Origin of the sequence: Gracilibacillus saliphilus (assembly GCF_010994085.1) — a bacterium.
GTDB classification, from domain to species: domain Bacteria; phylum Bacillota; class Bacilli; order Bacillales; family Amphibacillaceae; genus Gracilibacillus; species Gracilibacillus lacisalsi.
Genome location: NZ_WJEB01000002.1, coordinates 338,339 through 364,932 on the forward strand (window position 1 = coordinate 338,339; position 26,594 = coordinate 364,932).

Sequence of the window (26,594 nt, forward strand, 5' to 3'; positions counted from 1 at the left end):
ATGGCATGAGCATTAAAGCTGAAGAAATCAGTGCGCTGATTAAGCAGCAAATTGAAAGCTATGACTCAGACATCGAAGTAAGTGATGTTGGTACGGTTATCGAAATCGGTGACGGTATCGCACGTGCACATGGTCTTGATAACGTCATGTCTGGTGAGCTTGTTGAATTTTCAAATGGTGTCATGGGTATGGCACAAAACTTAGAAGAATCAAACGTCGGGATCGTAATCCTTGGGCCTTATACGGAAATTCGTGAAGGTGACGAAGTTCGTCGTACAGGTCGTATTATGGAAGTGCCAGTAGGGGAGGAACTTATTGGTCGTGTCGTTAATCCATTAGGACAACCAGTTGATGGGAAAGGTCCTATTGAGACTTCAAAAGCACGCCCAATTGAATCTCCAGCACCTGGAGTAATGGACCGTAAATCAGTTGATGAGCCATTGCAAACTGGTATCAAAGCGATTGATGCACTAGTACCAATCGGTCGTGGTCAACGTGAGTTAATCATCGGGGACCGTCAAACAGGTAAAACAACCGTAGCAATCGATACAATCTTGAACCAAAAAAATGAAAATATGATCTGTATCTATGTAGCAATCGGTCAGAAAGACTCTACCGTACGTGGAACAGTAGAAGTACTTCGTAAACACGGAGCTCTTGACTACACGATCGTTGTATCTGCCGGTGCAAGTGAACCTGCACCACTTCAATACCTAGCTCCATATGCAGGAGTATCAATGGGTGAAGAGTTCATGTACAACGGCAAACACGTATTAGTTGTATATGATGACTTAACAAAACAAGCGAACGCATATCGTGAGCTTTCCCTATTATTACGCCGCCCGCCAGGACGTGAGGCATTCCCAGGGGATGTATTCTACTTACACTCTCGTCTTTTAGAGCGTGCAGCAAAATTAAATGATGACAAAGGTGGAGGTTCTTTAACAGCACTTCCATTCGTTGAAACACAAGCAGGGGACATTTCCGCTTACATTCCAACGAACGTTATTTCAATTACAGATGGTCAAATTTTCTTACAGTCTGACCTATTCTTCTCCGGTGTACGTCCAGCGATCAACGCAGGTCTATCGGTATCACGTGTGGGTGGTTCTGCACAGATCAAAGCGATGAAGAAGGTTGCTGGTACATTGCGTCTAGACCTAGCTTCATTCCGTGAGTTAGAATCATTCGCACAGTTCGGATCTGACTTAGATAAAGCAACACAAGCAAAATTAAACCGTGGTGCTCGTACAGTAGAAGTACTGAAGCAAGGCCTTCACAAGCCATTAGTAGTAGAAAAACAAGTTATGATCATCTATGCGTTAACAAAAGGTTTCCTAGATGACATTCCTGTTGAAGATATTACTCGTTTTGAAGAGGAGTTCTTAACATGGTTAGACAGCAACAAAGCAGAATTGCTTGCTACCATTAAAGAAACAGGTGCTCTAGCAGATGATGCTGACATGAGCGGTGCAGTAGAAGAATTCAAGAAAACATTTGTTGTTTCTGAGTAATAGAGGGAAAGCGAAAGTGTCCGTTTAGAAATGTATGACTTGAACTGCAGTGTAGGAGATAAAGGAATCACCGTGACGAAGGAACGGATGATGACTTATCGTACGAAACTGAAAGAAAGTCACTTGTTTCTGGACACCCCGAGCCAGACAGAAAAGCGAAAGTTTTCTTTCATAAGTAATAGCGTCAACCTTTTAGGAAAGGGCGGTGAAACAACGTGGCATCTCTTAGAGATATCAAAACACGGATTAATTCCACGCAAAAGACGAAACAGATCACAAAAGCCATGCACATGGTATCTGCATCTAAATTAAGTAAAGCAGAGGAATTTGCCAAAGCTTTTGATCCATACAGTGATAAAATTAAAGAAGTTGTTAATAGCATAGCCGGTAGTGGCCAAGATGCAGAGCACCCAATGCTTCAGACACGTGAAGTAAAAAAGACAGCATATTTTGTTATCACGGCAGATCGAGGTCTAGCAGGAGCTTTTAACAGTGGAATACTTCGTGAAGTTTATCGCACGATTCAAGAGAAGCATCAATCAAAAGATGAATATGCCGTTATCGCAGTAGGACGAATGGGCCGCGACTTCTTCAGAAAACGTGATATTCCAGTTCTTAAGGAAATCACTGGTCTTTCAGATCAACCTAATTTTGCTGATATAAAAGACTTAACGTCTGAAACGGTACAACTTTTTATTGATGAAGAAATTGATGAGCTAGTGATTTTCTATAATCACTTCGTCAGTGCGATTTCACAAAAAGTAACATCGAAAAAACTTTTACCACTTACAGATCTACAAGAAGAATCTAGTGGTACAAAGAGCGCATATGAATATGAACCAAATCAACAAGAAATATTAGATGTATTATTGCCACAATATGCGGAGAGCTTGATCTTCGGTGCACTATTAGACAGTAAAGCGAGTGAGCATGCTTCTCGTATGACTGCTATGAAAAGTGCAACAGATAACGCGGATGAACTTATTGATGACTTGTCATTACAGTACAACCGTGCAAGACAAGCAGCAATCACGCAAGAAATCACCGAAATCGTTGGTGGGGCAGCCGCATTAGAATAATACAATCGTACGGTAGTAAATTTTTAGTTAGGAGGGAAATCGATGGCAAAAGGACACGTTATTCAGATTATGGGGCCGGTTGTCGACGTTAAATTCGAAGACGGCCATCTCCCTGAAATTTACAACGCGTTAAAAGTACAGTATGATGTGAACGGTGAAGCGCAAGAATTAACAGTAGAAGTTGCCCTTCACTTAGGCGATGACTCTGTACGTACAATCGCGATGTCATCTACAGAAGGTGTTCAACGTGGAGCAGAAGTTACAGATTTAAACGCACCGATCTCAGTACCAGTAGGTGATGAAACGCTAGGTCGTGTCTTCAACGTTTTAGGTGAGAAAATTGACCTTGACGAAGAAATTGGTGCAGATGTTCGCCGTGATCCAATTCACCGTGAATCTCCACAATTTGAAGACTTAGCAACAGAAACAGAAATTTTAGAAACAGGTATTAAAGTAGTAGACTTATTAGCACCTTATATTAAAGGTGGTAAGATCGGTTTATTTGGTGGTGCGGGTGTAGGTAAAACCGTACTAATTCAAGAGTTGATCAACAACATCGCACAAGAACACGGTGGTATTTCCGTATTCGCTGGTGTAGGGGAACGTACTCGTGAAGGTAACGACCTTTACTATGAAATGAAAGATTCAGGCGTAATTTCTAAAACAGCGATGGTCTTCGGTCAAATGAACGAGCCACCAGGAGCACGTATGCGTGTAGCACTAACAGGTCTTACAATGGCGGAACATTTCCGTGATGAAAAAGGTGCAGACGTGCTATTGTTCATTGATAACATTTTCCGTTTTACGCAAGCAGGTTCAGAGGTATCGGCACTTCTTGGTCGTATGCCATCTGCCGTTGGTTACCAACCAACACTTGCAACAGAAATGGGTCAATTACAAGAGCGTATTACATCAACTAACAAAGGTTCTGTTACATCTATTCAAGCGATCTATGTACCTGCCGATGACTATACTGACCCGGCACCAGCTACAACGTTCGCTCACTTAGATGCGACAACAAACCTTGATCGTAAATTATCAGAGCAAGGTATTTACCCAGCGGTGGATCCACTTGCCTCTACATCTCGTGCCCTTGACCCTGAAGTAGTAGGGGAAGAGCATTACAATGTTGCGCGTGAAGTTCAACAAACATTACAAAAATATAAAGAACTACAAGATATTATCGCAATCTTAGGTATGGATGAGTTATCTGATGAAGATAAGCTTACTGTATCACGTGCGCGTCGTATCCAGTTCTTCTTATCGCAAAACTTCCACGTAGCAGAGCAATTTACAGGTCAACCAGGTTCTTATGTACCAGTTAAGGAAACTGTTCAAGGATTCCGCGAAATCCTTGATGGTAAATATGATGACCTTCCAGAAGATGCATTCCGTTTAGTCGGTCGCATCGAAGAAGTAGTAGAAAAAGCAAAGCAAATGGCGTAATTCGCCTTTAGCTTTTATTCCAGCCTAAGGAGGGGTTCTGTTGAATACACTAACAGTAAGTGTTGTTACTCCGGATGGCCCTGTTCTGGAAGATTCATTTGAAATGGTTAGCTGTAAAGCTGAGAGTGGAGAGCTCGGGATCTTACCAGGTCACATTCCGCTCGTTGCACCACTGTCCATTAGTGCAGTGCGCTTAAAAGGAGAAAATCCACAACGAATTGCAGTAAGTGGAGGATTCCTTGAGGTTCGTCCTGATAAAGTGACAATTCTTGCACAATCAGCAGAGCGACCTGACGATATTGATATCGAGCGTGCTCGTGCAGCGAAAGAACGAGCAGAACGTCGTTTACAAGCTAAGCAAGATGAAATAGATTTCAGAAGGGCAGAATTAGCACTTAAACGTGCCTTAAACCGAATCGACGTCGTAGAAAATAGATAACAAGGAAAAGGGGCTGCCTCAACCGACTGGTTGAGTGCAGCCCCTTTTCAAGTTGCAAATAAATCCCTCAAGTTGCAAATAAATCCCTCAAGTTGCAAATAAATCCCTCAAGTTGCAAATAAATATATAAGCAGTGCACACATCTCATCTTTTCAAGTAGGTTATCACCAAAAAGAGGAGAACAATTCCTTGTCGAAAATTCACTACATTTCTCAGGTCGACACTTTCGTATCTACTAAATAAAGTGCTCATATCATTATAACCACCCTTTAGCCCCAACTCCGACCCTTAAGATGGTACAAAATGGATTGTCGACCAAACCTAATACCTAAATAAAAAGTATTTTAGCTAAATTTCCCGGGAAATATCGAAGGATATCCAATTAAGGCGAATCGTTAATATATATGTTAAAATAGAGAAAAACAAGTAAACGAGGGATATATTATGATGCAAAGTTTGGCGCAAGAAGGCTTGATTGGGATGTTATCTCATCTCATTTTTATCGTGATTACATGGCAAGTACTTCAAGCTCTGAATTTCGACGAATTATTTAGAAAGAATAAAGTGTTTGAAGCACGGATATTGGTTATCTTCATTACGATAGCAATTGGTTCAACCGTGAGTAACTTTTTCCTAGACTTCTTACAGTGGTCCCAACAATTAATCTACCTTTTTTAAGTTAAAATAATAAAAAAAGAGTATGAATACTTTATTTCCAGCCAATACTTCTAATAAAAAAAGGAGTGCGGGAAATGAAGTATTTTTTTATATTGTTAGCGACAGTTGGCATGATGTTTTCTGTAGATCAATTACTTACTGAGACAAAAACGAATATAGAAAATCAAAAGGAAATAGACGAATTGATAGAATTAGTGGAAGAACAGGATCTTCAACTATCAAACTTGCAAACTACTATAAAAGAATCGATGAAAATAGTGGATATAGAAAGTTTTATTTCTAAAATCGACGGGTATCAACTTGGTATAGAAGAAAAAGGTCAAGATAAAAATCGACTTGAATTTAGTTCGGACCGACATGAAAACGATGGAATTACCGAATCAGTTTTACTAGTGCGCACAAATGAACAGGAGGAACAATATCAGATCATTTATACGATTACAGCAACTGAAACAGCACCGGAAGTACTAAAAGTATATAAAGAGAAGATAAAAACAATTACTAATGGCTTATTTACAAAAAATGCACAATATTTTTCTTGTGTTGAAGCCTGGAAAGATGGTATTATAGATATTGTTTGTTTTATAAATTTTGTAAAAACGCGACTGAATATGACAATAAACGACGAAATAAAAGAGCCAGATTTTTATACGTGGACTGGCTATACACCAGAATGGAATAATAAATTGCAGCAAAATGATGAAGAAATTAATTTGCAAATCGCAGTAAGAGAGCGGATAGGAGATCGGACAACTATCACTATAGGAACACCTATCCTAATACATGAATACTAATAATAATGAATATGGTCTACAGAGGAGAATGAGCCTTGGAAAATATCATCGTACGTGGTGGTAGGCAGTTAAATGGTACTGTAAAAGTTGAAGGAGCAAAGAATGCCGTACTGCCTGTCATTGCCGCAAGCATAATCGCAAGTGAAGGAAAAAGCATTATACACGAAGTACCTGCATTGGCAGATGTACACACAATAAACCAAGTTTTAACGCATATGAATGCAGAAGTTGACTATCAAGGAAATACCGTAACAGTGGATGCAACTAAACCATTATTAACGGAGGCGCCTTTTGAATATGTAAGAAAAATGCGTGCATCTGTCCTAGTTTTAGGACCTCTTTTAGCACGATATGGTCATGCGAAGGTTGCATTACCAGGTGGCTGTGCAATTGGATCACGACCAATTGATTTGCATTTAAAAGGATTTGAAGCTATGGGGGCAGATGTCCATGTTGGTAATGGATTTGTCGAAGTCTCTACAAAAGATAGATTAAAAGGGGCTAAAATTTATTTAGATATGCCTAGTGTTGGTGCAACAGAAAACATCATGATGGCAGCGGCACTAGCAAAAGGAAAAACAATTATTGAGAATGCTGCAAAAGAACCAGAAATAGTAGATTTAGCGAATTATTTAAACAAAATGGGTGCTAATGTTATAGGTGCAGGCACAGAGACAATTAAAATCGCAGGTGTCGACAAGCTTCGTGGAGTAGAGCATACGATTATTCCAGACCGTATCGAAGCAGGAACATTTATGGTAGCAGCAGCTATTACAGGTGGTAATGTTTTAATAGAAAACGCTGAAATTGAGCATATTCGTGCCCTAGTATCCAAAATGGAAGAGATGGGCGTTAAAGTTATCGAAGAGAAAAGTGGTATCCGTGTAATCGGACCAAAAAGATTAAAAGCTACGGATATCAAAACATTGCCACATCCAGGATTTCCGACAGATATGCAATCACAAATGATGGCATTGATGTTACAGGCATCAGGTACTAGTATGATTACAGAAACTGTTTTTGAAAACCGATTTATGCATGTTGAGGAATTCCGTAGAATGAATGCTAAATTAAAAATTGAAGGGCGTAGCGTCATCGTAGAGGGGCCTGTTAGTCTTCAAGGGGCAGAAGTCGCTGCGACTGATTTACGCGCCGGAGCAGCCTTAATTTTAGCAGGATTGGTAGCAGAAGGGTATACTCGTGTAACTTCTCTACATCATATCGACAGAGGATATGTAGATATTACAGAGAAATTTGCTAACTTGGGAGCTGACATTGAAAGAGTCAATCAAGGAGAAACTACTATTATAACTGAAGTACAACAATTAGAAGTACAATAATAAAAAGAGGACAGCTTTAATAGAAGCTAGTCCTCTTTTTATAATACATTAGCAATCTACAAACTGTTATCAAGTCAATAATTGTCCAAGCCTATTTTCTATACTTCACTTCTTAAGTTTTTCATTGTTCTATTCTCCTAATCTTGTGAATAAGATAGAGTAGAAACATAAGAAACACAGAGGAGGTTAGCCATGGCCAGGTGGCAAAACAAACAAACATCAACTAACTGGAAATTACCAACTATCATCATCATTTCCACATTACTCACATTCATGTTTATCATCCCAACGCTTATTGTTATACCTTTCACAGGCGATGATTCAACTCAAGCATCTGTAGAAACAGAAACAGCCAGCAATTCAGCAGAGGAAAAAGATATTTCATTAGAATCTCCTTTTGATGTCCATGTATTACGAACTGAATCAAATGAAGTGGAACAAGTTCCTTTAGAAGAGTACGTGACGCATGTGGTTGCCTCTGAAATGCCTGCAGATTTTGAAATCGAAGCATTAAAAGCACAGGCATTAGCAGCAAGAACCTTTATTGTACGCTTCCTGATGCAGCAAAATAGAGAGGAACTTGCTGGTGGCGCTGATGTGAAAGATACTGTCGAACATCAAGTCTATAAAAATACGGATGAGCTAAGACAAGTATGGGGTAGTGATTACCATTGGAAAATTGACAAAATTACCGAAGCTGTCGCAGCTACCCAAGGGCAGATTATTACGTATAGTAATGAACCAATCACCGCATCGTTTTTTTCGACCAGTAATGGCTATACAGAAAACTCCGAAGATTATTGGACAAATCAACTGCCGTATTTACGATCAGTTGAAAGTCCTTGGGATGAAGAGATATCCCCTAAATTTATTGACCAAAAAATATTCACGGTAGCTGAATTGGAAGATAAATTAAACATCAATCTTTCCAATTCGGTAGAAGATTTTCAGTTGACAAGAACAGAAAGTAAAAGAGTAGATACGGCAACAATTGGTGGAGAGACCTTCTCAGGACGCGACATCCGCGACTATCTTCAGCTCCCATCTAGTGATTTCACAATTACGAGAAAAGATGATCATTATGTCTTTACAACGAAAGGTAATGGTCATGGTGTAGGAATGAGCCAATACGGCGCAAATGGGATGGCACAAGAAGGGAAAAACTATGAAGAAATCATCGAACATTACTATCAGGGCGTACAAGTAAGCACGTTAGAACAAGCAACTCCAACCCTTTTAGCAAAAAAATAAAAAAAACATGTATAAAATTTCCTCTTTATGATCACAATGGTTGCTGAGGTGATGCATAATGGAGGAAAACAAGAACGTTTCAAAAAATAGTTGGAAACGTATCTTCAAGAAAAGATGGTTTTTTCCTGCTGTATATCTAGCGGTAGCTGCTCTACTTTTAACAGGGGTTCTATGGTACCAAAATGCCGTAAATCAAGGTCCAGACTTGGCAGAGGACATGGAAAATCAACTAGATGATCTAAGAGAAGATCAAGAAGCACAAGATGAAGAAGACGCAACTACTGTCATGCAACAACAGGAAGTACTAGAGATGCCAGTTTCAGAAGACTTGCAAGTGGAAATCGTGACCAAATTTTATGATTATGGAGCAGATGCAGAAGAACAAGAACAGGCGCTCATTTCACACCAAAACAAATTCTATCAAAGTGATGGAATTGCTATCTCCACTGCTGACCATGAGGCATTTGATGTGACAGCATCATTGTCTGGTACGGTTACAGAAGTGAAGCAAGATCCATTATTAGGTAATGTGGTGAAGATGGAGCACGAGCATGGGGTTTCCACATACTATGCTAGTTTAGATGAAGTTTTTGCTGAAGAAGGTAACGAAGTCAAGCAAGGAGAAACCATTGGAACAGCTGGACAGAATACAATCGGTCAAGACAATGGTGTCCACGTTCACTTTGAAGTGAGAAAAGATGGAACACCAGTCAACCCTGAGCATTTTATTAATCAACCAATTAATAAAATTGTCGGACCTGACAAGGGTGAAGAAGACAAGGAACCAGCTGCAGAAGATGAAGAGAAGGCAGAAGAAAGTTCAGAGGAAAATGAAACACCGACGGAAGATGATAGTTCAGCTGAAGATGAAAACGCAACAGAATCAGAAGACAATACAGATGCTGAAAATGACACAGAATCATCAAGCGCAATGGAACATGCGTAAACGAAATCTCCTTACCTGTGAAAAAGGTAGGGAGATTTTTCATTTTTCAACGCTATTCTTACATATTCTACTTACAAGCTATGAAAAACGATCAAATAGTGTCGATATCGATAATTATTTGACGAACGATTCTATCAAAAAACCTATTGCATAATTTCTCGATTATGAAATAATAAGTAACTGTGAAAGGAGATAGATTATGGTACAAACAAATACAAAAACAAGGATCGGGACAATGCGCGACTATTTTGAATCAGAAAAGCAACTACAATTTCCTCAATTTTTAACCATGATCAGCCTAGATAGTGATGAAGCAGCACAATTGGAATTAGCAAAGGAATTCCTACATCAAAGCAATTCTGACTTAGATAAACGATTAGCTCTAGAGTATTTTGATATTAACCAATGCTATCATGAATTACAATATTTTATAGAAGTGAACAAGGAAAGTATGAATCCATTAAATCAATCACTAGCGATACTTTATCAGTTCATGCTAGATTTAAAAAATGGAACACCTGTTCATGAAATAAGAACTCAATCGAAATCGGTTTCCGTTCAACACCCTGAATTACGTTGTTTAAAATACTTTTTGTATATTGAAATAGATAAGAAAGTATATAACTATGAGCGAATCGGTTACTACCTAAATAAAATTCAGAAATATCTACGTCATCTAGATAATCCACTATTTATCACATTCTTCCAAATTAGAATGAAGAACTTATTATTTCACTATTATTGGAAAAGAAATGAATTAATCTTAGCAAGAAAGAACGCCTATGAAGCGTTACAAATGCCTCATCATGTCAAACTAAAAGCACGCCTCCACCTAGACTTAGCACTCAGTTATATATATGAAGATTTTGAATCTAGTGTTTATCATATCGAAGAAGCAAAGTACATTGCTAATTGCTTAGATGATCAAGATACATTAGAATATATCGATTCCCATACGTATCCATTTATTTGTGCCCATTTTGGTAGAGTGGAAGGGGTTTCCACTAAGGATCCTATCGAACGAGCTCACTTGGAGATCGCGAGAGGGAACTGTGAATTAGCAATTGGTATGTTAGAACAGTTAGACATGATAACTCCGTTTACACAATATTACTTAGGCTTAGCAACAAAGAAGCAACATTTTTTCATATATTCTTATCAATACTTTATGGAGAAAAGGAGTGATCACTTTTTCGCAAGGTTGCCACTTAAGGCTTCAGAAGGCTTAGGAATATAAAGAAAATATGGGGAGTGGGAGAAATGTCTATAAAGTTCGTAAAAAAGTGTGATCCAGATTACGGTGATATCGGTTAAAAAGAGTGATGGCTAGAGCCATCACTCTTTTTCTTTCAAACTCCAATCCTCTCTCGCCAGTATGTTGACGCAAAATTTACTGTCATAATGGGATGTGCTGTTTAATATGATGGTACAAATTATCTTTTATTTGTCTAAGGTGAGGATGCTATTCGTCGGTATTGTGGATAATTTTATAAGTAGGACTTGTCTCTGTTCACACCTTGGACTGACAACTTTGGGGAGGCGAGTGATGTGCATGACTACATCAAAGAGAGAACATTAAGGATTGGAAGGTACATTGTCGAAACGAAGAAGACGGTTCGAGTTATCGCCAAGGAATTTGGAGTTTCAAAAAGTACAGTACACAAAGACCTGACAGAACGATTACCAGAAATACATCCCGAACTGGCAAACGAAGTTAAAAACATACTAAGCCATCATAAAGCAATCCGACACCTGCGAGGTGGAGAAGCAACCAAAATGAAATATCAGCTTAATGGTAAAAAAGTACCACCAGAAACAGAAGAATTATTAACTAAATAACCCAAATGATATCCTCTCTAATTCATACATATACCTTCAGATTAACACCATACTAATAACAGATACTCCTTGCTATCAACTATTTTTCGCAAAATTCCATAAAAATATAAAAATAACGACATTTTTTTATGGAAATATCTAACGATTTCGAGCATTTTATGATATTATATATAATTAGAGGTATTATGTACCATAATAGAGAAAAGTCATCTACCAGCAGCTTACATAAACATCATTAATTGATCGACATAAATCTCAAGTAAGGTAATGAAATAGGGAGGATAATCGTTCATGTTTTCAAGAGATATTGGAATAGATTTAGGAACTGCGAATGTACTTATTCATGTGAAGGGAAAAGGTATTGTACTGGATGAACCGTCCGTTGTTGCGATGGATCGCAATACCGGTAAAGTATTAGAGGTTGGTGAAGAAGCACGCCGTATGGTTGGCCGTACACCAGGCAATATCGAAGCGATTCGTCCGCTTAAGGATGGGGTCATCGCAGATTTTGATGTGACAGAATCAATGCTAAGATATTTTATTAACAAAATTAATGTCAAAGGATTTCTATCAAAGCCGAGAATGCTCATTTGCTGTCCAACTAACATTACAAAGGTAGAACAAAAAGCAATCAAAGAAGCTGCGGAAAAATCCGGCGGTAAAAAAGTTTACTTAGAAGAAGAACCAAAAGTAGCGGCAATCGGTGCAGGTATGGATATTTTCCAACCAAGCGGGAACATGGTCGTAGATATTGGTGGTGGAACAACAGATATCGCTGTACTATCGATGGGAGATATCGTAACGGCTCAATCGATCAAAATGGCTGGGGACAAATTTGATGGTGAAATTCTTCAATATGTAAAACGTAAATATAAATTATTAATTGGTGAAAGAACAGCAGAAGATATTAAAGTGAATGTTGCAACTGTATTTCCAGGTGCTCGCAAAGAAGAAATCGATATTCGCGGTCGTGATATGGTAACAGGTTTACCAAGAACGATCACGATCTATTCCGAAGAAGTGGAAGAAGCGTTGAGAGAATCGATTTCACTAATTGTACAATCTGCGAAAACTGTTTTAGAAAAAACACCACCAGAATTATCAGCAGATATTATTGACAGAGGTGTCATTCTAACCGGTGGTGGTGCATTGTTAAATGGCTTAGATCAATTGCTGGCAGAAGAATTAAAAGTACCTGTGCTATTAGCGGAAGAACCAATGAATTGCGTGGCAAAAGGTACAGGCATTATGTTAGACAATATTGATAAACTAGAGCGTTCGATTGTTTAATACATAAGAAAAGCGTATGCGCCAGTATAGCGACGTATGACTAGGCGATAAAAGAAGTACAGTGGCGGAGGAACTGCAGTTGACTGATCTTACAGAGCTGAGGAAAGTCACTAGTCGCTGGTGCTGAAGCTAGACATAAACAAGCTTTTGCGTCTTTAGGAGAGGAGTTCGACTCATGCTTAGAGGTTTTTACACAGCTACAAATGGAATGATGGCACAGCAACGTAGACAGGAAGTGCTATCCAATAATATGACCAACGCACAAACTCCTGGATACAAACAAGATCAAACACCATTAAGAGCATTTCCTGAGTTATTAATCCAGCGTATGGAAAACCGTGATATTCCCAATTCACAGGGTACTAGTGTACCGACCATGACTGAAATCGGGGCTATTAACACAGGGGTATATGTACACGAAACGATACCTGATTTCGTACAAGGAAGCCTTCAGGAAACCGGTGTTTCTACAGATATGGCACTAGTACAAGGTGAAACACCAGATGAAGAAGGATCTATCTTTTACACGGTGCAAAATGGTGAAGGAGATATCCGTTATACGAGAAACGGTAATTTCACTGTTGATGGTGAAGGGAATTTAACAACGTCTAATGGCTATTATGTTTTAGACGACGAAGGGAATCCAATCAATACGGACAATTTAGCATTTACAGTAACACCGGAAGGTATGGTCCAATTAGACGATGGCGAAGTGCCACTTGGGATCGCTTATAGTGCCAATCCTAATGATTTAGTGAAAAACGGAGAAGATTTATTTGAACTTGCAGAAGATGGTGCGGCATTAGTCGATGCCAGAGGTGTAGACGGCTTACAATTCAATGTCCAACAGAACCATTTAGAAAATTCAAACGTGGATGCCGCACAAACAATGACAGATATGATGCAAGCATACCGCAGTTTTGAAGCAAACCAAAAAGTAGTCCAACAATACGATCGTAGTTTAGACAAAGCAGTCAATGAAATTGCACGACTTGGATGACAAAAGGGGTAGAAGTAAATGACAAGAATGACCTTCCAAGCTGCTGTAGCGATGGGGCAATTACAAAAACGATTAGATAATATCGGAAATAATATTGCGAATGTTAATACAGCAGGCTATAAAAACCGTGATGCCAACTTTTCTTCTTTACTGTCTCAGCAAATCAACACCGAGCCTGATCCAACTAATCCACAAGGACGATTAACACCAGATGGATTACGAGTTGGGAATGGTGCAAAGCTAGGTCATACCAATTTTAATTTTGACCAAGGATCCCTACAAGTAACAGATCGTAACCTTGATGTTGCTTTATTGGAAGATAACCATCTGTTTCAGGTAGCTGTTAATGAAAATGGTGAAGAAGAAGTTCGTTATACGAGAGCTGGTAACTTTTATTTAACACCATTGGAAGATGATCAAGTGATGCTCGTTACTTCTGATGGAAATCCTGTTCTTGGAGCTGGTGGAGAACCGATTGTCTTAGCTGATAATATGGACGATCTGAAAATTGAGGAAAATGGTATGATTAATGTAACACGTAATGGTGTGCAAGCTGTCGAAGGCCAATTGGAGATTGTCGAAGCAGTACGTCCGCGATTGTTAGAAGCTGCAGGAGACAGTTTATTCCGCCTATCTGAACAATCGCTTGAAAATTATCCGTTTGGGGAAATCATCAACGGAGTTGGATTAGCAGATGTAAGCATGGAAAGTGGTTCATTAGAAGCTTCCAATGTAGACCTAGCAAAACAAACAACAGATATGATCGAAACGCAACGAGCATATCAATTTAATGCACGAACCATCTCAATGCATGACCAAATGAGAGGCCTCATTAATCAGTTGAGATAGTGTAGTTTTTAATAAGGAGTCATCCCGTATGTCACAGGAAACAAAAGCAACAAATAAAAATACAAATAAAGCAAATGAACAAAAAAAAGCCCAGACACAGACGAAAAAGGAAAAAAGAGCTGATAAGAAAAAACAACAAGAGAAGAAATACGTCCGTCGCCTCATCCCAATTTGGGCGAAGGTGTTGATTATTATCGTGCTTAGTTTATTTGCTTTAATGATCGGTCTCATTGTAGGTTTTAGCATACTTGGAGATGGCAGCCCATTAGACGTCTTAAAATGGGAAACCTGGCAACATATTATCGATTTCGTTAAAGAATAATAACTTCGACTGATAGATCTGATAAAACACGTGATTTTGCGTAGGCATTCACGTGTTTTTAAATTTCCATTAGAAGCATGGGTGGAAGATATCCACGGAAGAGAAACTCTGCTCCATGGAAAAACCCTTCTCTTCCGAGGAAAAGGTGCTCTGTGCCGTGGAAATATGGAGATATCCTCGGAAGAGAAGCAAATATCCCCGGAAGCGGAGCAATTATCCCCGGAAGAGAAACTCTGCTCCGTGGAAAAAACCTTCTCTTCCGAGGAAAAGTTGCTCTGTTCCGTGGAAATATAGAAATATCCTCGGAAGAGAAGCAAATATCCCCGGAAGCGGGCAAATATCCCCGGAAGAAAAACTCTGTTCCGTGGAAATATAAAGATATACAAGGAAGAGAAACTACTCCCCTCGGAAGCTTCAATGAAAGACACTTGTCAAGCTATGATTTTTTCTTCTCTTTTTGATATACTTTAGTGGAGAAAAGAAAGGAGTCATACATATGGATATTGAACAAATTAAAGATACGATCCCACATCGTTATCCATTTCTGTTAGTGGATGCGATCACCGAGCAAGATGATAAACGGATTGTCGGCAAAAAGAATGTAACTATTAATGAACCATTTTTTCAGGGACACTTTCCGGACTATCCTGTTATGCCTGGTGTATTAATTGTCGAAGCATTAGCACAAGTTGGAGCGGTGGCGATTTTGAGCAAAGAAGAAAACAGAGGTAAAATCGGTTTTCTTGCAGGAATTGACAAGTGTCGTTTCAAACGTCAAGTAAAACCTGGAGATCAACTCCGTCTTGAAGTCGAAATTATCCGTATAAAAGGACCGATCGGAAAAGGGAAAGCCGTTGCAACAGTAGACGGTGAACTTGCTTGTGAAGCGGAAATTACATTTGCAGTGAAATAAGTAAAAGAGAGGCTTTGCAAAGCTTCTCTTTTTGTATAGAGCCCGATATGAAAAGGATTGGCTCTAGCACCCTCTATTTGAATAAACTCCTCTCATCCGACAATAAAATCCCCACAAAAATATAAATAAAATTTATGGCATATTTTGTAGATTATTTGGTTAACCTACCAATGAAGACGACTTAAAGGAGGATATCACATGGAATTAAAATACGTTAAGTATCTTTCAGCTTTGTTATTATCACTAGCTCTGTTAGCTGGTTGTGCGACAAATGAAGAAGAACAACCGCTTGAAGAAGAGCAGCCACAACAGCCACAACAAGAAGAACAAGCTCCAACAGATGAAGCTCCTAATGGTGGCGAACAAGGTGGCAACGGTGGTACAAACGGTGGCGCTGATGGCGGAACCGGAGAAGACATAGGTGAAAATGTGGAAGAAAACTTAGACGAAGCGGAAAAGAACATGGAAGATGCTGTTGAGAATGGTGAAGGTCCAATGAAAGATGAAGATAATCCACAGGAATGATTGATCACCATCAAAAGCAGTCAACTTAAAGTAGAAACCTAAAACCCTGTTTCAGTAGAAGCAGGGTTTATTATTATGAGTAGATATCTTGCGAAGGCGGCACACTTCAATTCTAGTGGGACTCGTTTTGCCTGAAACTCCACTTTTTTTAGTGGTTTTGCTATTTTTCTTATGTCATTAATAAATAGCCCTTTTCCTTTGATATTCAACTTGATAACTGGTATAGTATACTACTGACTGACCAGTCATTCACAAAAATAAAAAAATGAAACATTCATAAAGGGGAAATCGTACTAGAGAAAGTGAGGCGCTGCAAAAACATGGACAGTAAAAAGAAGCGCATGATTGAAGTGAGTTTGAAACTCTTCTCGGAAAAGGGCTTCCACTCTACTTCCATTCAAGAAATTGCTGATCAAAGTGATGTTTCCAAAGGAGCATTTTACTTACATTTTGATTCGAAGGATGATTTGTTTGTCGAAATTTACAAATATTATACAGAGACAGTTCTTCAAAAATTGAGTAATTTACACCAGGAAACAGGTAAACCTTTTGACCAATTCACAAAACAGATTAGCGCATTTCTTCAGTTGTTTAAAGAACACAAGGAATACCTGATGATGCATTTTCGAGAAAATGTCCACCTTGGTGATAAGAAGGATGAATTGATTTTAAATCTACATAAGCAGAGCTATGATTGGATGGAAGATCGATTAATTAGCATTTATGGTGAAGAACTAAAGCCATACATAGTAGATGCCATCATCCTAACCGATGGAGTGATGAGTGGTTATTTTAAATGGATTGCGATTCATGACCTTTCCTTCGATCCGGACCAATTAGCGGGTTATATCACCAAAAATGTCGATATTCTGGTGCAAGGCATTTTAACAAATTCTGCGCCTACTGTATTTGACTATCAGGATTTGAAACGATTCAAGCAAAAGAGTGACCAGTCATTTCAAGCTGTCATCGAGGAAATAAAAGGCCAAATCACAGACTTAGAAAGAGGTGAAAGACAGCAAATAGCAGAAGCATTACATGTACTAGAAGAAGAATGGCAAAAGCAAGAATCTAAACAAATTATCATTCAAAGTATGATTGAGCATTTAGAATCTTATGCAACTATTAAACCATTTGTTCAATCGTTAAAAACATATTTATAAATATTGAGAGGGGACAAGAAGATGAAGCGTTTATTATTTTTACTGATGATTGTTATCATCACTTTAGTTGCGTGTTCAGAAAACAGCGATGAGGAAGAAAAGCAAGTAGAGCGCGTAACACCAGTCGAAACAGGAGAGGTAACGAAAGGTGACCTAGTTATGGAACGTAATTTCTATGGTCGTACGATGCCAAATCAAACAACCCCAGTTATTCCTTCTGTAGCAGGTGAAATCGAGGAACTAGAAGTGGAAAATGGAGACAAGGTGGAAGAAGATGATGACATTGCAACCATCTCTAGCCCACAAGGAAAAATCACCGTAGAAGCACCGGCAGATGGGGTTATCTCTCAGTTGGAAGCAAAAGAAGGCTCGATGGTTTCCAATCAAGATCCATTAGCAACGATCATTGATTTGGAACAGTTAACTGTTCAATTACAAGTACCTGACGTACAACTAGATTTATTTGAGAAAGGGAAAGAAGTAACCCTGTTATTACAAAGTGCAGAAGAAGAAACACATGAAGCAGAGATTGAATATGTAGCAGATGCAGCCAATGAAGCGGGACTATTCCCGATTGACTTGTCATTCGATAATGAAACAACCCATTACAAAGCAGGCGTCATTGCTACTGTCGTGTTAGAAGATACCGTAATTGAAGATTCATTACTAATTCCAACAGCAGCATTAGTTGAAGATAATGATGATACGTTTGTATTTGTTGTAGAAGATGATACAGCTAAAAAAGTAGAAATAGACGTTCAGGCAACACAGTCCGAATTAACAGCTATTCAAGCAGAGCTTAATGAAGGAGACCAAATCATTACGAGTGGGCAATTGACACTTGTAGATGGCAGCAAAATTAGTGTAGTAGAGGAGGATTAATCATGAAACTAGTCAATACATCAGTTAAACGGCCAGTCGGGGTCATCATGATTGTCCTCGCTATTATTGCAATGGGTGTTATATCAGTTCGAAATTTAGCGATAGATCTTTTCCCGGAAATTGATTTACCAATTGCAGTGGTTGCGACCAGCTATCCAGATGCAGCACCTCAAGAGGTCGAAAAATTAGTGTCAGAACCAATTGAGGGCGGTCTTAGCTCGATTGAAGGGGTCAACACGATTCAATCACAATCGCAAACAGGCTCTTCCTTAGTTATTATTATGTTTGAAAATGGCACGGATCTCGACAATGCCTTACTGGAGGTCCGGGAAAGTGTAGATCAAGTAAAAGCGGCATTGCCAGATGGTGCTAATGATCCAAGTGTTCTTCGCTTTAACCCAAATCAAATGCCAATTATGTGGGTTGGTTTAACAGGCAGTGATACCAACACATTACAAACAGTAGCAGAGGATACCATTCAACCATATTTTGAACGACAAAGCGGTGTTGCCTCTGTCAGTATCGAAGGTGGCGAAGAAAGAGTTATAGAATTAGAGTTAGACCGGGCAGCGATGATGCAATATGGTGTATCAACACAAGTGATTCAGCAGGCGTTGCAAGGTGCTAATCAATCTGGTTCAGCAGGCTCGATTCAACGTGGTGAGCAGGACTTACAGCTACGTGTAGATGGTACATTTAATTCAGTAGATGACATTGCTCACTCAATTATACAAACACCACAAGGTGCACAAATAACGGTCGAAGATGTGGCAGATGTCAACGATACGACACAAAAAAATGGTACAACCCTTGTCAATAACGAGACAGCCGTTGTGTTAAGTATTCTAAAACAATCAGACGGTAACACAGTGGAAGTATCAGATAATGTATTAGCTGCAATTGATGATTTGAATGAAGATATGCCAGAAGGTGTAAGTCTCGATGTAGTTGTTGATACGTCAGACTTTATTAAACAATCGATCAATTCTGTTATTCAAAATATGATTTTTGGTGGGATTTTCGCGTTATTAGTATTGCTACTATTCCTGAAAAGTGTTAGAGCAACTCTTGTTATCGGGGTGTCGATCCCAATTGCAATTGTTTCAACGTTTGTACTGTTATATTTCACCGGTGAAACGTTGAATGTATTAACGATGGGTGGTCTCGCACTCGGTATCGGGATGATGGTCGACAGTTCCATCGTTATTCTCGAAAATATTGTCTCGTACAGGCAAAAAGGATATGGTATGAAAGATGCAGCGATAAAAGGTGCTTCAGAGCTTGCGCCAGCCGTTATAGCATCAACAACGACAACGTTAGTGGTATTTTTACCGATCGTTTTCGTTGAAGGTATTGCATCGGAATTATTTACTCCGTTAGCATTAACCGTTTCGTTTGCATTAATTGCATCACTAGCGGTTGCGGTTACGCTCATCCCGATGTTATCATCCAAACTTTTAACGAAAGCTATGGAGGATAATGGTCGTCGTTACTGGTTCGATCGTTTCTTACAAAAGATAGTGAGCGGCTACCAGCGAGTGATCGAAAAAGCCTTGAAATTAAGAAAAACAACGATTGTGGTTACGATTGTCGCTATCATTGGAAGTGTTTCTTTATTGCCGTTTATTGGCACTGCCTTTATTCCAGAAGGCGATCAAGGTCAGTTAGGTATCACAGTTGAAACACCAACAGGTACAAATGAGGAGAAACGCCTTGCGATCACTGAACAAGTAAATGACATATTGGCAGATTACGATGATGTCATTGATGTCAGTTATGTAACGGTCGGTAGTGGTAATTCGGAAGAAGCGTTGATGACAGGTGGTTCTGCTGCCTCCTATCAAATACAATTAGTACCTGTAGATGAACGAGATCAAACAACAACATCCGTTGTACAAGAATTAGATGAAGAGTTGCAAGATATTGCGGGAGCGGAAATTACCGTTAACGAAGCAAGTTCGGGTGCCGGATTAGGCGATCCGATCCAAATCCAAATTTCAGGTCCAGAAACAGAAGTGTTACAGGAACTGTCAGATCAGGTACTGACGGTACTAGAAGGTGTGGAAGGTGTCTACAATCCAACATCATCTCTCTCTGATACGCAACCTGAAATTGCGATTCAAGTTGATCGTGAGCTTGCAGCACAATATGGTTTAAGCTATCAAGAAGTAATGAGTCAAGTTCAGCTCGGTTTTACCGGTCAGACGATCATGCAGTATCGTGAAGCCGGAGAAGAAATGAATGTCAAATTAATGTATCCGGAAGATAAACGTTCAACCATTAATGACTTAGAAAATTTAATGGTTCAAAATCAAGAAGGAACGACCATTCCTTTGCAGACGATTGCGGATTTCGAACAAGTACAAAGTGCCGCAACCATTTCACGTCAGAACCAGGAACGACAAATTAATATTTCATCTGGTATTGTCGACAGTGATTTAGGTACTGTATCACAAAATGTGAAAAGTGCATTGAATTCCATGAACTTCCCAGAAGATTATGATTATTCGTTCGGCGGTCAAGCGGAAGATATGACAGAAGCCTTTGTTGACTTAGGTCTGGCTTTAGTATTATCGATTTTCTTAGTATACGCCGTTATGGCAGTTCAATTTGAAAACTTCCTGCATCCATTAATCATTATGTTCTCCATGCCTGCAACAGCAGTAGGGGTGTTTGGTGGACTGTTCATTACCGGTCAGCCGTTATCCATCACGGCCTTTATTGGGGTGATTATGCTCGCCGGTATAGTAGTTAACAATGCGATCGTGCTGGTCGATTATATAAATATTCTAAGGAATCGAGGAATGGATCGACACGAAGCCATTGTCGAAGCCGGAAAAACAAGGTTGCGTCCTATTTTAATGACAACCTTAACGACAATCCTAGCAATGGTTCCATTAGCGTTAGGATATGGTGAAGGTGCGGAAATGCAACAGCCAATGGCTATAACCGTAATCTTCGGTTTATTGACATCCAGCGTCTTTACACTAGTCTTAATTCCAGTCGTTTACACGTACTTTGATAACCTATCAGAGCGTATTAAAGGATGGTTTACGAGAAAAGGTAAGAAAAAGAAAGAAGCGTAACAAGATTAATCTGAACAATTATTCCAGGTTCTATGAAAGTAGAATAGGAATGGTGTTCAGATTTTTCTTTTTAAAATATGATCTACCATGGATATTGCCCTTTCCAGGGAACAAGGAGTGCTCTTGCGGGGATAAGAGGAGCTGTTCTGTGGATATAGCTCTTTTTCTAGGGAAAGTTCTCTGAAATAGGATATTATTAATTCTATGAAGAAAACTACCCACTAAGTGACGAATGAATAGTACTGCCTTTTACTCTTTATCAATTGCGTTACATTTCGCTAATAACTCTTTCGTTTCTATTGATTATCGTATAAAATAGAAAGATATGTGATGAAAATGTAAAATATTGCAGTTTTCGGTCGCACAGTCATAAACAGATATTTTAAACGAACAGATATAAGCAGCCTGATCGTAAGCAGGAGGAAAGAAAACAGATGAAAAAAGTAAACATCGTGTTCTTTATCTATCAAATGGGGGCCGGTGGAGCTGCCAGAACTTTATTAAACATTATCAATAACTTAGATAGAAATAAATTTTCCCCCATCTTAGTCACGTTAAACTACGATGGGTCTTATGAGCATGCACTAAAAGATGATGTAACCTTTATTAAATTGGACACGAAACGTTTGAGCAGATCCATTTTTAAATTAGCAAAAATAATTCGAGAACAACAAGTAGACATTGTATTTAGCACAATTCCAAGGGTAAACACGATTGCGATATTGGCAAAACTAGCCTCTTTCACAAAAGCTAAAAATGTGATTAGGGAAGCGGATAATCTAGGTGGTACATGGAAAGAAAATCTTCAGTTATTAGGATTTGGCCTTGTTTATCGATTAGCGAATCAAATTATCTCCCTTTCAGAGGGGGTAAAAGACAATCTAGTCGAACGGTATAAAGTACCGAGAAAATCGATTGAAGTAATCTATAACCCGGTCGATGTCGCCAATATTACAGATCTGGCTAATCAAGAAGAAGACTTCGATCATCAGTCATTATTTGATACAGATGATAAGATGATCATTACTGCTGGACGATTAGTCCCTCAAAAAGATCACCACACGATGTTACGTGCTTTTGCAAAGGTCAATGAACAATGCGCTAGTCAACTGGTGATGCTTGGAGAAGGGTATTTATATGATGAATTAAAACAGTTATCAAACGAATTAAACATAAAAGATCGTGTACATTTTCTTGGGTTTCAACAAAATCCATATGTTTATTTCCGTCATGCCGACTTATTTGTACTGTCATCTAGGCATGAGGGATTTAGTCATGTAATTGCCGAAGCATTAGCTAGCAAAACAGCTGTTGTATCAACCAACTGTCGCTCTGGTCCATCAGAGGTATTGGACAACGGCAAATATGGGTTGTTAAGTCCTGTCGGTGATGAAGTACAGCTTGCAGAGAATATGCTTGCTGTTTTACAAGCAACATCAGAAGAATTGCAAACAATCACAGAGAAAGGTTACGAACGTGCGACATTCTTTAACTCTAACAAGATCGTAAGACAATATGAACAAATTTTTCTAGATGTGCTATAATTAATGGTTGTTCACATCATCGAATTATTTTTTCAAAAGTATCAGTTAAACGAAGGCAAAACTTAAGCTTGCCTTTATAGAAGTGGAGGTTTATCTATTTGTCTCAATCAAGTAAAATTGTCCATATCACGACTGTTCATCACCCATATGATACGAGAATTTATCATAAAGAATGTGTATCACTGCAAAAGAATGGATATGATGTGTCGTTAATGGCACCAATCGATGAACAGAGTGATAGTCAGGATGAGCAAAAAAATGTAGAAATCATTCCACTTAAGAAGTATGCCAATCGATGGAAACGAATGCTCTTTGGGCCAATCCAAGCCTATAAACAAGCAAAAAAGATGAAGGCGGATATCTACCATTTTCATGATCCGGAATTAATCTTTGTCGGTTGGCTGTTAAAAAAGAAAGATAACAAAGTCATCTATGATGTACATGAGGATTACTATACAAGTATTATGCAGAAAGAGTATTTTCCTCAGCCCATCAAACGAATCATCGGTAAATTGTACAATAGTATAGAACGCTTATTAGTAAAGAAAATGGAGCTTTGCCTGGCAGAAAAATATTACTTTGATCGTTATCAACGAGGGACATGCATCCTCAATTATCCGATCTTGAATGAGAAATTAATCAATCAAAAAATCGATCGTAGCAAGGTGAGCAACAAATTGTTATACACCGGAAATGTATCGGTGGAAAGAGGCGCATTTTATCATGCTGAAATTCCGCAAATCATGGACAAGCATGTTTATTTAGTTGGGAAATGCCCGAGTAGTTTAGCAGAACAAATGAAAGAACAAGCAGGTGACAAGCAAGACTACCTCCACTTTGACGGGATTGACCGTTTTGTTGAGCGAGAAGAGATTGATGATTATTATTTAAATGAAAACTGGATTGCCGGTTTAGCGATTTTCCCTGCAACCGATCATTATTTGAAGAAAGAACTAACGAAGTTTTTTGAATATATGAGTGCAGGATTGCCGATCATCTGCTCGAATTTTTCAAGATGGAAAGCATTTATCGACCAGCATCAATGTGGTATTACCGTTGACCCTGAAAATAAGCAAGAATGGATCGATGCTGTAGAATACTTAAACAATCATCCACTAGAAGCGGAGACGATGGGGTATAATGGTAGAAAAGCGGTCTTACAGGAGTTGAGCTGGGAATCTCAGGAGAAAAAGCTCTTAGCATGGTATGAGCAATTATTAAATAAATAGGATGGAAAATATGAATGAAATAAAAGATTACAATCTTGTTTCTGTAATTACGCCAACCTATAATTCAGAAACGTATATACAAGAGACGATAGAGTCGGTCCTACAGCAAACCTATCCAAATTGGGAAATGATAATTGTGGATGACGGTTCAAGCGATCAGACAATCGCGATTATTGAAGAATATCAGAAAGAAGACGATAGAATCCGACTGATTGCCCTTGAAAAAAACCAAGGAGCAGCGGTCGCCAGAAATACAGCAATCGAAAACGCACAAGGCAGATATATTGCATTTTTGGATAGTGATGATAGATGGTTGCCGGAAAAATTAGAAAGACAATTAACTTTTATGCAAGAGCATGATTATGCTTTTACCTATACAAGCTATTTGGAAATTCACTCAGATGATGCAAAAAATAAAGTAGTAACAATTCCTGATGCTGTAGAATATAATGATTTGTTAAAAAACTGTGTGATTGGATGTCTAACAGTTATATTAGACCGAGATAAAATCAATGAAATCCAGATGGTAAATATAAGAGCGAGACAAGATTATGCATTATGGTTGAATTTGACACGAAGAGGTTTTACTGCATTTGGTTTGCAAGAAACTTTGGCTAAATATCGAGTTAGACAAAATTCTATTTCTAGTAATAAAATAAAAATGGCTAAACAAAATTGGAAAGTATATCGAGAAGTGGAAAAACTAAATTTGTTAAAAAGTGTTTGGTATTTTATGCATTATGCATATTTTAAAATAAAAAAATATGTTGTATAATTTCTAAGTATGTTTAAATTTGATATTTTGTTTAAAAATAAAATTATGTAATACTAGTTAAGATTTTTTCTGAAAATACTTAAATTATAAGAGGTGTAGATAATGGATAGAAAAATAGGCATTGTAGGTTTAGGATATGTAGGTCTACCAATAGCAGTTGCGTTTGGGCAAGAACACCATGTGGTAGGCTTCGATATTAACGAAAATAGAATTAACACATTAAAAAATAATATTGATTTTACCAATGAGGTAGAGATAGAAGAATTAAAGAAGGCAGATATAGCATTTACGTCTGATCCTGTTCAGCTATCAGATTGTGACTTTTTAATTATTGCTGTTCCAACTCCAATTAATATGAACAAATTACCGGACTTTAAACCATTGGAAGGAGCTTCAAGAACAGTAGGTAAGCACTTGAAAAAAGGTACTATTGTTGTGTATGAGTCTACTGTGTATCCAGGAGCTACAGAAGAGGTTTGCGTCCCAATACTTGAAGAAGAATCAGGTTTGAAATCAGGTGAAGATTTCTTTATTGGTTATTCACCAGAAAGAATTAATCCCGGGGATAAAAAACACACATTTAAAACAATCACCAAAGTTGTTTCCGGTCAAACACCAGAAGTACTTGATATCATTTCAGAAGTGTATGAAAGTGTTGTTGATGCTGGAGTCTTTAGAGCATCATCATTAAAAGTAGCGGAAGCTGCAAAAATTATTGAGAATACACAACGTGACGTTAATATAGCATTAATGAATGAATTGGCTATTATGTTTGACCGTATGGGTATTGATACCGCTGAAGTGTTAGAAGCAGCAGGAACAAAGTGGAATTTCTTACCGTTTAGTCCAGGGCTTGTAGGGGGACACTGTATAGGCGTTGATCCATACTATTTAACACACAAGTCTGAAAAAGTAGGTTATAGACCAGAGCTTATTCTTTCAGGACGTAGAATTAATGACGATATGGGTAAATATGTAGCTACAGCTTTAGTAAAAGAAATGATCAAAGAAAAAATACAAGTTCATGGAGCTTCCGTAACCATTCTAGGTCTAACCTTTAAAGAAAATGTACCTGATTTAAGAAATTCTAGAGTTATTGATGTAATTAATGAACTGAAGGAATATGGTATGGATATTCAAGTTTCTGATCCTTATGCTCCATCAGAAGAAGCAAAAAGTGAATACGGTGTGGAGCTTATTCCTTATGAAGATTTAAAGCCATCTGATGCAGTTGTATTAGCTGTACCGCATCAATTCTACTTAGAAAAATCATGGTCTGAATTTGAAAGGTTAGTTAAAAATGACGTAAATATATTAGTTGATCTAAAAAGTAAATTGAATAAAGAGGCTTGCCCTGAGAAATTCAAATTGTGGAGATTATAAATAGAAAGAAGCACAATATAGCTATATTGTGCTTCTTTAAATAATAAATTAATTAATCAACTTTATTTTTATTAATAAAGCCTTCAAACTCATATTCAATATCTAGATCATCTATATCATCCGGGTTTGAATCCCAATTACTTTCTTCAAGGTATTCTGAATGTTTATTACTTGAATTAAATAGCAGATTTTTGAATTTTTTATTCATTTATATGCTCCTTTATATCTTTTATATATTTCTATTTTGAACAACAATGAAAATTTTATAATGAGCAATATATTTAGTTGGAGATATGTAAAACCTTTA

General features: G+C 38.3%; 26 protein-coding genes. 25 read left to right on the top strand and 1 reads right to left on the bottom strand.

Translation table 11 applies throughout. The features are described 5' to 3' along the window. The first annotated feature begins 5 nt into the window (after nt 1–5). From atpA to GHT08_RS05880, 25 genes are all read left to right on the top strand, one after another. On the top strand, nt 6–1,514 hold the full coding sequence (atpA, locus tag GHT08_RS05760) for a F0F1 ATP synthase subunit alpha (RefSeq protein WP_163580483.1): 1,509 nt from the start codon (nt 6–8) through the stop codon (nt 1,512–1,514). Between the two features lie 215 nt (nt 1,515–1,729). Then, a complete protein-coding gene (atpG, locus tag GHT08_RS05765; protein WP_018930777.1) occupies nt 1,730–2,593 on the top strand; it encodes an ATP synthase F1 subunit gamma in 864 nt (287 codons plus the stop codon). Between the two features lie 42 nt (nt 2,594–2,635). Then, nucleotides 2,636–4,039 (top strand): F0F1 ATP synthase subunit beta, encoded by a 1,404-nt coding sequence (gene atpD / locus GHT08_RS05770; protein WP_163580484.1) that lies wholly within the window; start codon nt 2,636–2,638, stop codon nt 4,037–4,039. Nucleotides 4,040–4,079: 40 nt separating this feature from the next. Next, on the top strand, nt 4,080–4,478 hold the full coding sequence (locus GHT08_RS05775; RefSeq protein WP_153834868.1) for a F0F1 ATP synthase subunit epsilon: 399 nt from the start codon (nt 4,080–4,082) through the stop codon (nt 4,476–4,478). A gap of 444 nt (nt 4,479–4,922) precedes the next feature. Beyond that, nucleotides 4,923–5,156, top strand: coding sequence for a DUF1146 family protein (locus tag GHT08_RS05780; protein WP_018930774.1), 234 nt, complete (start codon nt 4,923–4,925; stop codon nt 5,154–5,156). A 74-nt stretch (nt 5,157–5,230) separates the two neighbouring features. Then, on the top strand, nt 5,231–5,950 hold the full coding sequence (locus GHT08_RS05785) for a YwmB family TATA-box binding protein (RefSeq protein WP_163580485.1): 720 nt from the start codon (nt 5,231–5,233) through the stop codon (nt 5,948–5,950). A gap of 35 nt (nt 5,951–5,985) precedes the next feature. Further along, nucleotides 5,986–7,290, top strand: a complete 1,305-nt coding sequence (gene murA, locus GHT08_RS05790; protein WP_163580486.1) for a UDP-N-acetylglucosamine 1-carboxyvinyltransferase — start codon at nt 5,986–5,988, stop codon at nt 7,288–7,290. Between the two features lie 192 nt (nt 7,291–7,482). After that, nucleotides 7,483–8,541 (top strand): stage II sporulation protein D, encoded by a 1,059-nt coding sequence (gene spoIID / locus GHT08_RS05795; protein WP_163580487.1) that lies wholly within the window; start codon nt 7,483–7,485, stop codon nt 8,539–8,541. Nucleotides 8,542–8,599: 58 nt separating this feature from the next. Continuing rightward, on the top strand, nt 8,600–9,487 hold the full coding sequence (locus GHT08_RS05800) for a stage II sporulation protein SpoIIQ (protein ID WP_163580488.1): 888 nt from the start codon (nt 8,600–8,602) through the stop codon (nt 9,485–9,487). A gap of 199 nt (nt 9,488–9,686) precedes the next feature. After that, a complete protein-coding gene (locus GHT08_RS05805; RefSeq protein WP_163580489.1) occupies nt 9,687–10,724 on the top strand; it encodes an AimR family lysis-lysogeny pheromone receptor in 1,038 nt (345 codons plus the stop codon). Between the two features lie 311 nt (nt 10,725–11,035). Next, nucleotides 11,036–11,326, top strand: coding sequence for a sporulation transcriptional regulator SpoIIID (gene spoIIID, locus GHT08_RS05810; protein WP_018930768.1), 291 nt, complete (start codon nt 11,036–11,038; stop codon nt 11,324–11,326). Nucleotides 11,327–11,617: 291 nt separating this feature from the next. Next, nucleotides 11,618–12,616 carry a rod shape-determining protein gene (gene mreB / locus GHT08_RS05815; RefSeq protein WP_163580490.1) on the top strand — a complete coding sequence of 333 codons (999 nt, stop codon included), beginning with the start codon at nt 11,618–11,620 and terminating at the stop codon, nt 12,614–12,616. A gap of 175 nt (nt 12,617–12,791) precedes the next feature. Continuing rightward, a complete protein-coding gene (locus tag GHT08_RS05820; RefSeq protein WP_163580491.1) occupies nt 12,792–13,616 on the top strand; it encodes a flagellar hook-basal body protein in 825 nt (274 codons plus the stop codon). Nucleotides 13,617–13,634: 18 nt separating this feature from the next. Continuing rightward, a complete protein-coding gene (locus GHT08_RS05825; protein ID WP_163580492.1) occupies nt 13,635–14,465 on the top strand; it encodes a flagellar hook-basal body protein in 831 nt (276 codons plus the stop codon). Between the two features lie 28 nt (nt 14,466–14,493). Further along, the gene (locus GHT08_RS05830; RefSeq protein ID WP_163580493.1) at nt 14,494–14,787 is read left to right on the top strand and encodes a DNA-directed RNA polymerase subunit beta; all 294 of its coding nucleotides are present in this window, start codon (nt 14,494–14,496) and stop codon (nt 14,785–14,787) included. A gap of 152 nt (nt 14,788–14,939) precedes the next feature. Then, complete coding sequence (locus tag GHT08_RS05835) at nt 14,940–15,248, top strand: hypothetical protein (protein WP_163580494.1); 309 nt, start codon at nt 14,940–14,942, stop codon at nt 15,246–15,248. Nucleotides 15,249–15,283: 35 nt separating this feature from the next. Further along, nucleotides 15,284–15,700 (top strand): 3-hydroxyacyl-ACP dehydratase FabZ, encoded by a 417-nt coding sequence (fabZ, locus tag GHT08_RS05840; RefSeq protein ID WP_153836462.1) that lies wholly within the window; start codon nt 15,284–15,286, stop codon nt 15,698–15,700. A gap of 198 nt (nt 15,701–15,898) precedes the next feature. After that, nucleotides 15,899–16,225 (top strand): hypothetical protein, encoded by a 327-nt coding sequence (locus GHT08_RS05845; RefSeq protein ID WP_163580495.1) that lies wholly within the window; start codon nt 15,899–15,901, stop codon nt 16,223–16,225. 320 nt (nt 16,226–16,545) lie between these two features. Further along, nucleotides 16,546–17,388: a TetR/AcrR family transcriptional regulator gene (locus GHT08_RS05850; protein WP_163580496.1), complete on the top strand. Its 843-nt coding sequence runs from the start codon at nt 16,546–16,548 to the stop codon at nt 17,386–17,388. Nucleotides 17,389–17,409: 21 nt separating this feature from the next. Continuing rightward, nucleotides 17,410–18,270 (top strand): efflux RND transporter periplasmic adaptor subunit, encoded by an 861-nt coding sequence (locus GHT08_RS05855; RefSeq protein WP_163580497.1) that lies wholly within the window; start codon nt 17,410–17,412, stop codon nt 18,268–18,270. Between the two features lie 2 nt (nt 18,271–18,272). Continuing rightward, on the top strand, nt 18,273–21,356 hold the full coding sequence (locus GHT08_RS05860) for an efflux RND transporter permease subunit (RefSeq protein WP_163580498.1): 3,084 nt from the start codon (nt 18,273–18,275) through the stop codon (nt 21,354–21,356). A gap of 434 nt (nt 21,357–21,790) precedes the next feature. Next, nucleotides 21,791–22,900, top strand: a complete 1,110-nt coding sequence (locus tag GHT08_RS05865) for a glycosyltransferase (protein ID WP_163580499.1) — start codon at nt 21,791–21,793, stop codon at nt 22,898–22,900. 98 nt (nt 22,901–22,998) lie between these two features. After that, nucleotides 22,999–24,129 carry a glycosyltransferase gene (locus GHT08_RS05870; RefSeq protein WP_163580500.1) on the top strand — a complete coding sequence of 377 codons (1,131 nt, stop codon included), beginning with the start codon at nt 22,999–23,001 and terminating at the stop codon, nt 24,127–24,129. Between the two features lie 10 nt (nt 24,130–24,139). Beyond that, on the top strand, nt 24,140–24,904 hold the full coding sequence (locus GHT08_RS05875; RefSeq protein WP_163580501.1) for a glycosyltransferase family 2 protein: 765 nt from the start codon (nt 24,140–24,142) through the stop codon (nt 24,902–24,904). Nucleotides 24,905–25,006: 102 nt separating this feature from the next. Next, nucleotides 25,007–26,287, top strand: coding sequence for a nucleotide sugar dehydrogenase (locus GHT08_RS05880; RefSeq protein WP_163580502.1), 1,281 nt, complete (start codon nt 25,007–25,009; stop codon nt 26,285–26,287). Between the two features lie 52 nt (nt 26,288–26,339). Here GHT08_RS05880 and GHT08_RS05885 read toward each other — a convergent pair whose 3' ends face one another. Beyond that, a complete protein-coding gene (locus tag GHT08_RS05885; protein WP_163580503.1) occupies nt 26,340–26,495 on the bottom strand; it encodes a hypothetical protein in 156 nt (51 codons plus the stop codon). Nucleotides 26,496–26,594 lie beyond the last annotated feature (99 nt).

What these genes read in the sequence shown, in the direction of transcription:
- GHT08_RS05830 (WP_163580493.1), top strand. Translation starts at nt 14,494, where the DNA reads ATGTCACAGGAAACAAAAGCAACAAATAAAAATACAAATAAAGCAAAT.
- GHT08_RS05885 (WP_163580503.1), bottom strand. Translation starts at nt 26,495, where the DNA reads ATGAATAAAAAATTCAAAAATCTGCTATTTAATTCAAGTAATAAACAT.
- GHT08_RS05820 (WP_163580491.1), top strand. Translation starts at nt 12,792, where the DNA reads ATGCTTAGAGGTTTTTACACAGCTACAAATGGAATGATGGCACAGCAA.
- GHT08_RS05855 (WP_163580497.1), top strand. Translation starts at nt 17,410, where the DNA reads ATGAAGCGTTTATTATTTTTACTGATGATTGTTATCATCACTTTAGTT.
- GHT08_RS05860 (WP_163580498.1), top strand. Translation starts at nt 18,273, where the DNA reads ATGAAACTAGTCAATACATCAGTTAAACGGCCAGTCGGGGTCATCATG.
- atpD (WP_163580484.1), top strand. Translation starts at nt 2,636, where the DNA reads ATGGCAAAAGGACACGTTATTCAGATTATGGGGCCGGTTGTCGACGTT.
- atpA (WP_163580483.1), top strand. Translation starts at nt 6, where the DNA reads ATGAGCATTAAAGCTGAAGAAATCAGTGCGCTGATTAAGCAGCAAATT.
- GHT08_RS05805 (WP_163580489.1), top strand. Translation starts at nt 9,687, where the DNA reads ATGGTACAAACAAATACAAAAACAAGGATCGGGACAATGCGCGACTAT.
- GHT08_RS05780 (WP_018930774.1), top strand. Translation starts at nt 4,923, where the DNA reads ATGATGCAAAGTTTGGCGCAAGAAGGCTTGATTGGGATGTTATCTCAT.
- GHT08_RS05850 (WP_163580496.1), top strand. Translation starts at nt 16,546, where the DNA reads ATGGACAGTAAAAAGAAGCGCATGATTGAAGTGAGTTTGAAACTCTTC.
- GHT08_RS05865 (WP_163580499.1), top strand. Translation starts at nt 21,791, where the DNA reads ATGAAAAAAGTAAACATCGTGTTCTTTATCTATCAAATGGGGGCCGGT.
- spoIID (WP_163580487.1), top strand. Translation starts at nt 7,483, where the DNA reads ATGGCCAGGTGGCAAAACAAACAAACATCAACTAACTGGAAATTACCA.
- GHT08_RS05800 (WP_163580488.1), top strand. Translation starts at nt 8,600, where the DNA reads ATGGAGGAAAACAAGAACGTTTCAAAAAATAGTTGGAAACGTATCTTC.
- GHT08_RS05845 (WP_163580495.1), top strand. Translation starts at nt 15,899, where the DNA reads ATGGAATTAAAATACGTTAAGTATCTTTCAGCTTTGTTATTATCACTA.
- GHT08_RS05825 (WP_163580492.1), top strand. Translation starts at nt 13,635, where the DNA reads ATGACAAGAATGACCTTCCAAGCTGCTGTAGCGATGGGGCAATTACAA.
- GHT08_RS05875 (WP_163580501.1), top strand. Translation starts at nt 24,140, where the DNA reads ATGAATGAAATAAAAGATTACAATCTTGTTTCTGTAATTACGCCAACC.
- GHT08_RS05785 (WP_163580485.1), top strand. Translation starts at nt 5,231, where the DNA reads ATGAAGTATTTTTTTATATTGTTAGCGACAGTTGGCATGATGTTTTCT.
- mreB (WP_163580490.1), top strand. Translation starts at nt 11,618, where the DNA reads ATGTTTTCAAGAGATATTGGAATAGATTTAGGAACTGCGAATGTACTT.
- GHT08_RS05880 (WP_163580502.1), top strand. Translation starts at nt 25,007, where the DNA reads ATGGATAGAAAAATAGGCATTGTAGGTTTAGGATATGTAGGTCTACCA.
- fabZ (WP_153836462.1), top strand. Translation starts at nt 15,284, where the DNA reads ATGGATATTGAACAAATTAAAGATACGATCCCACATCGTTATCCATTT.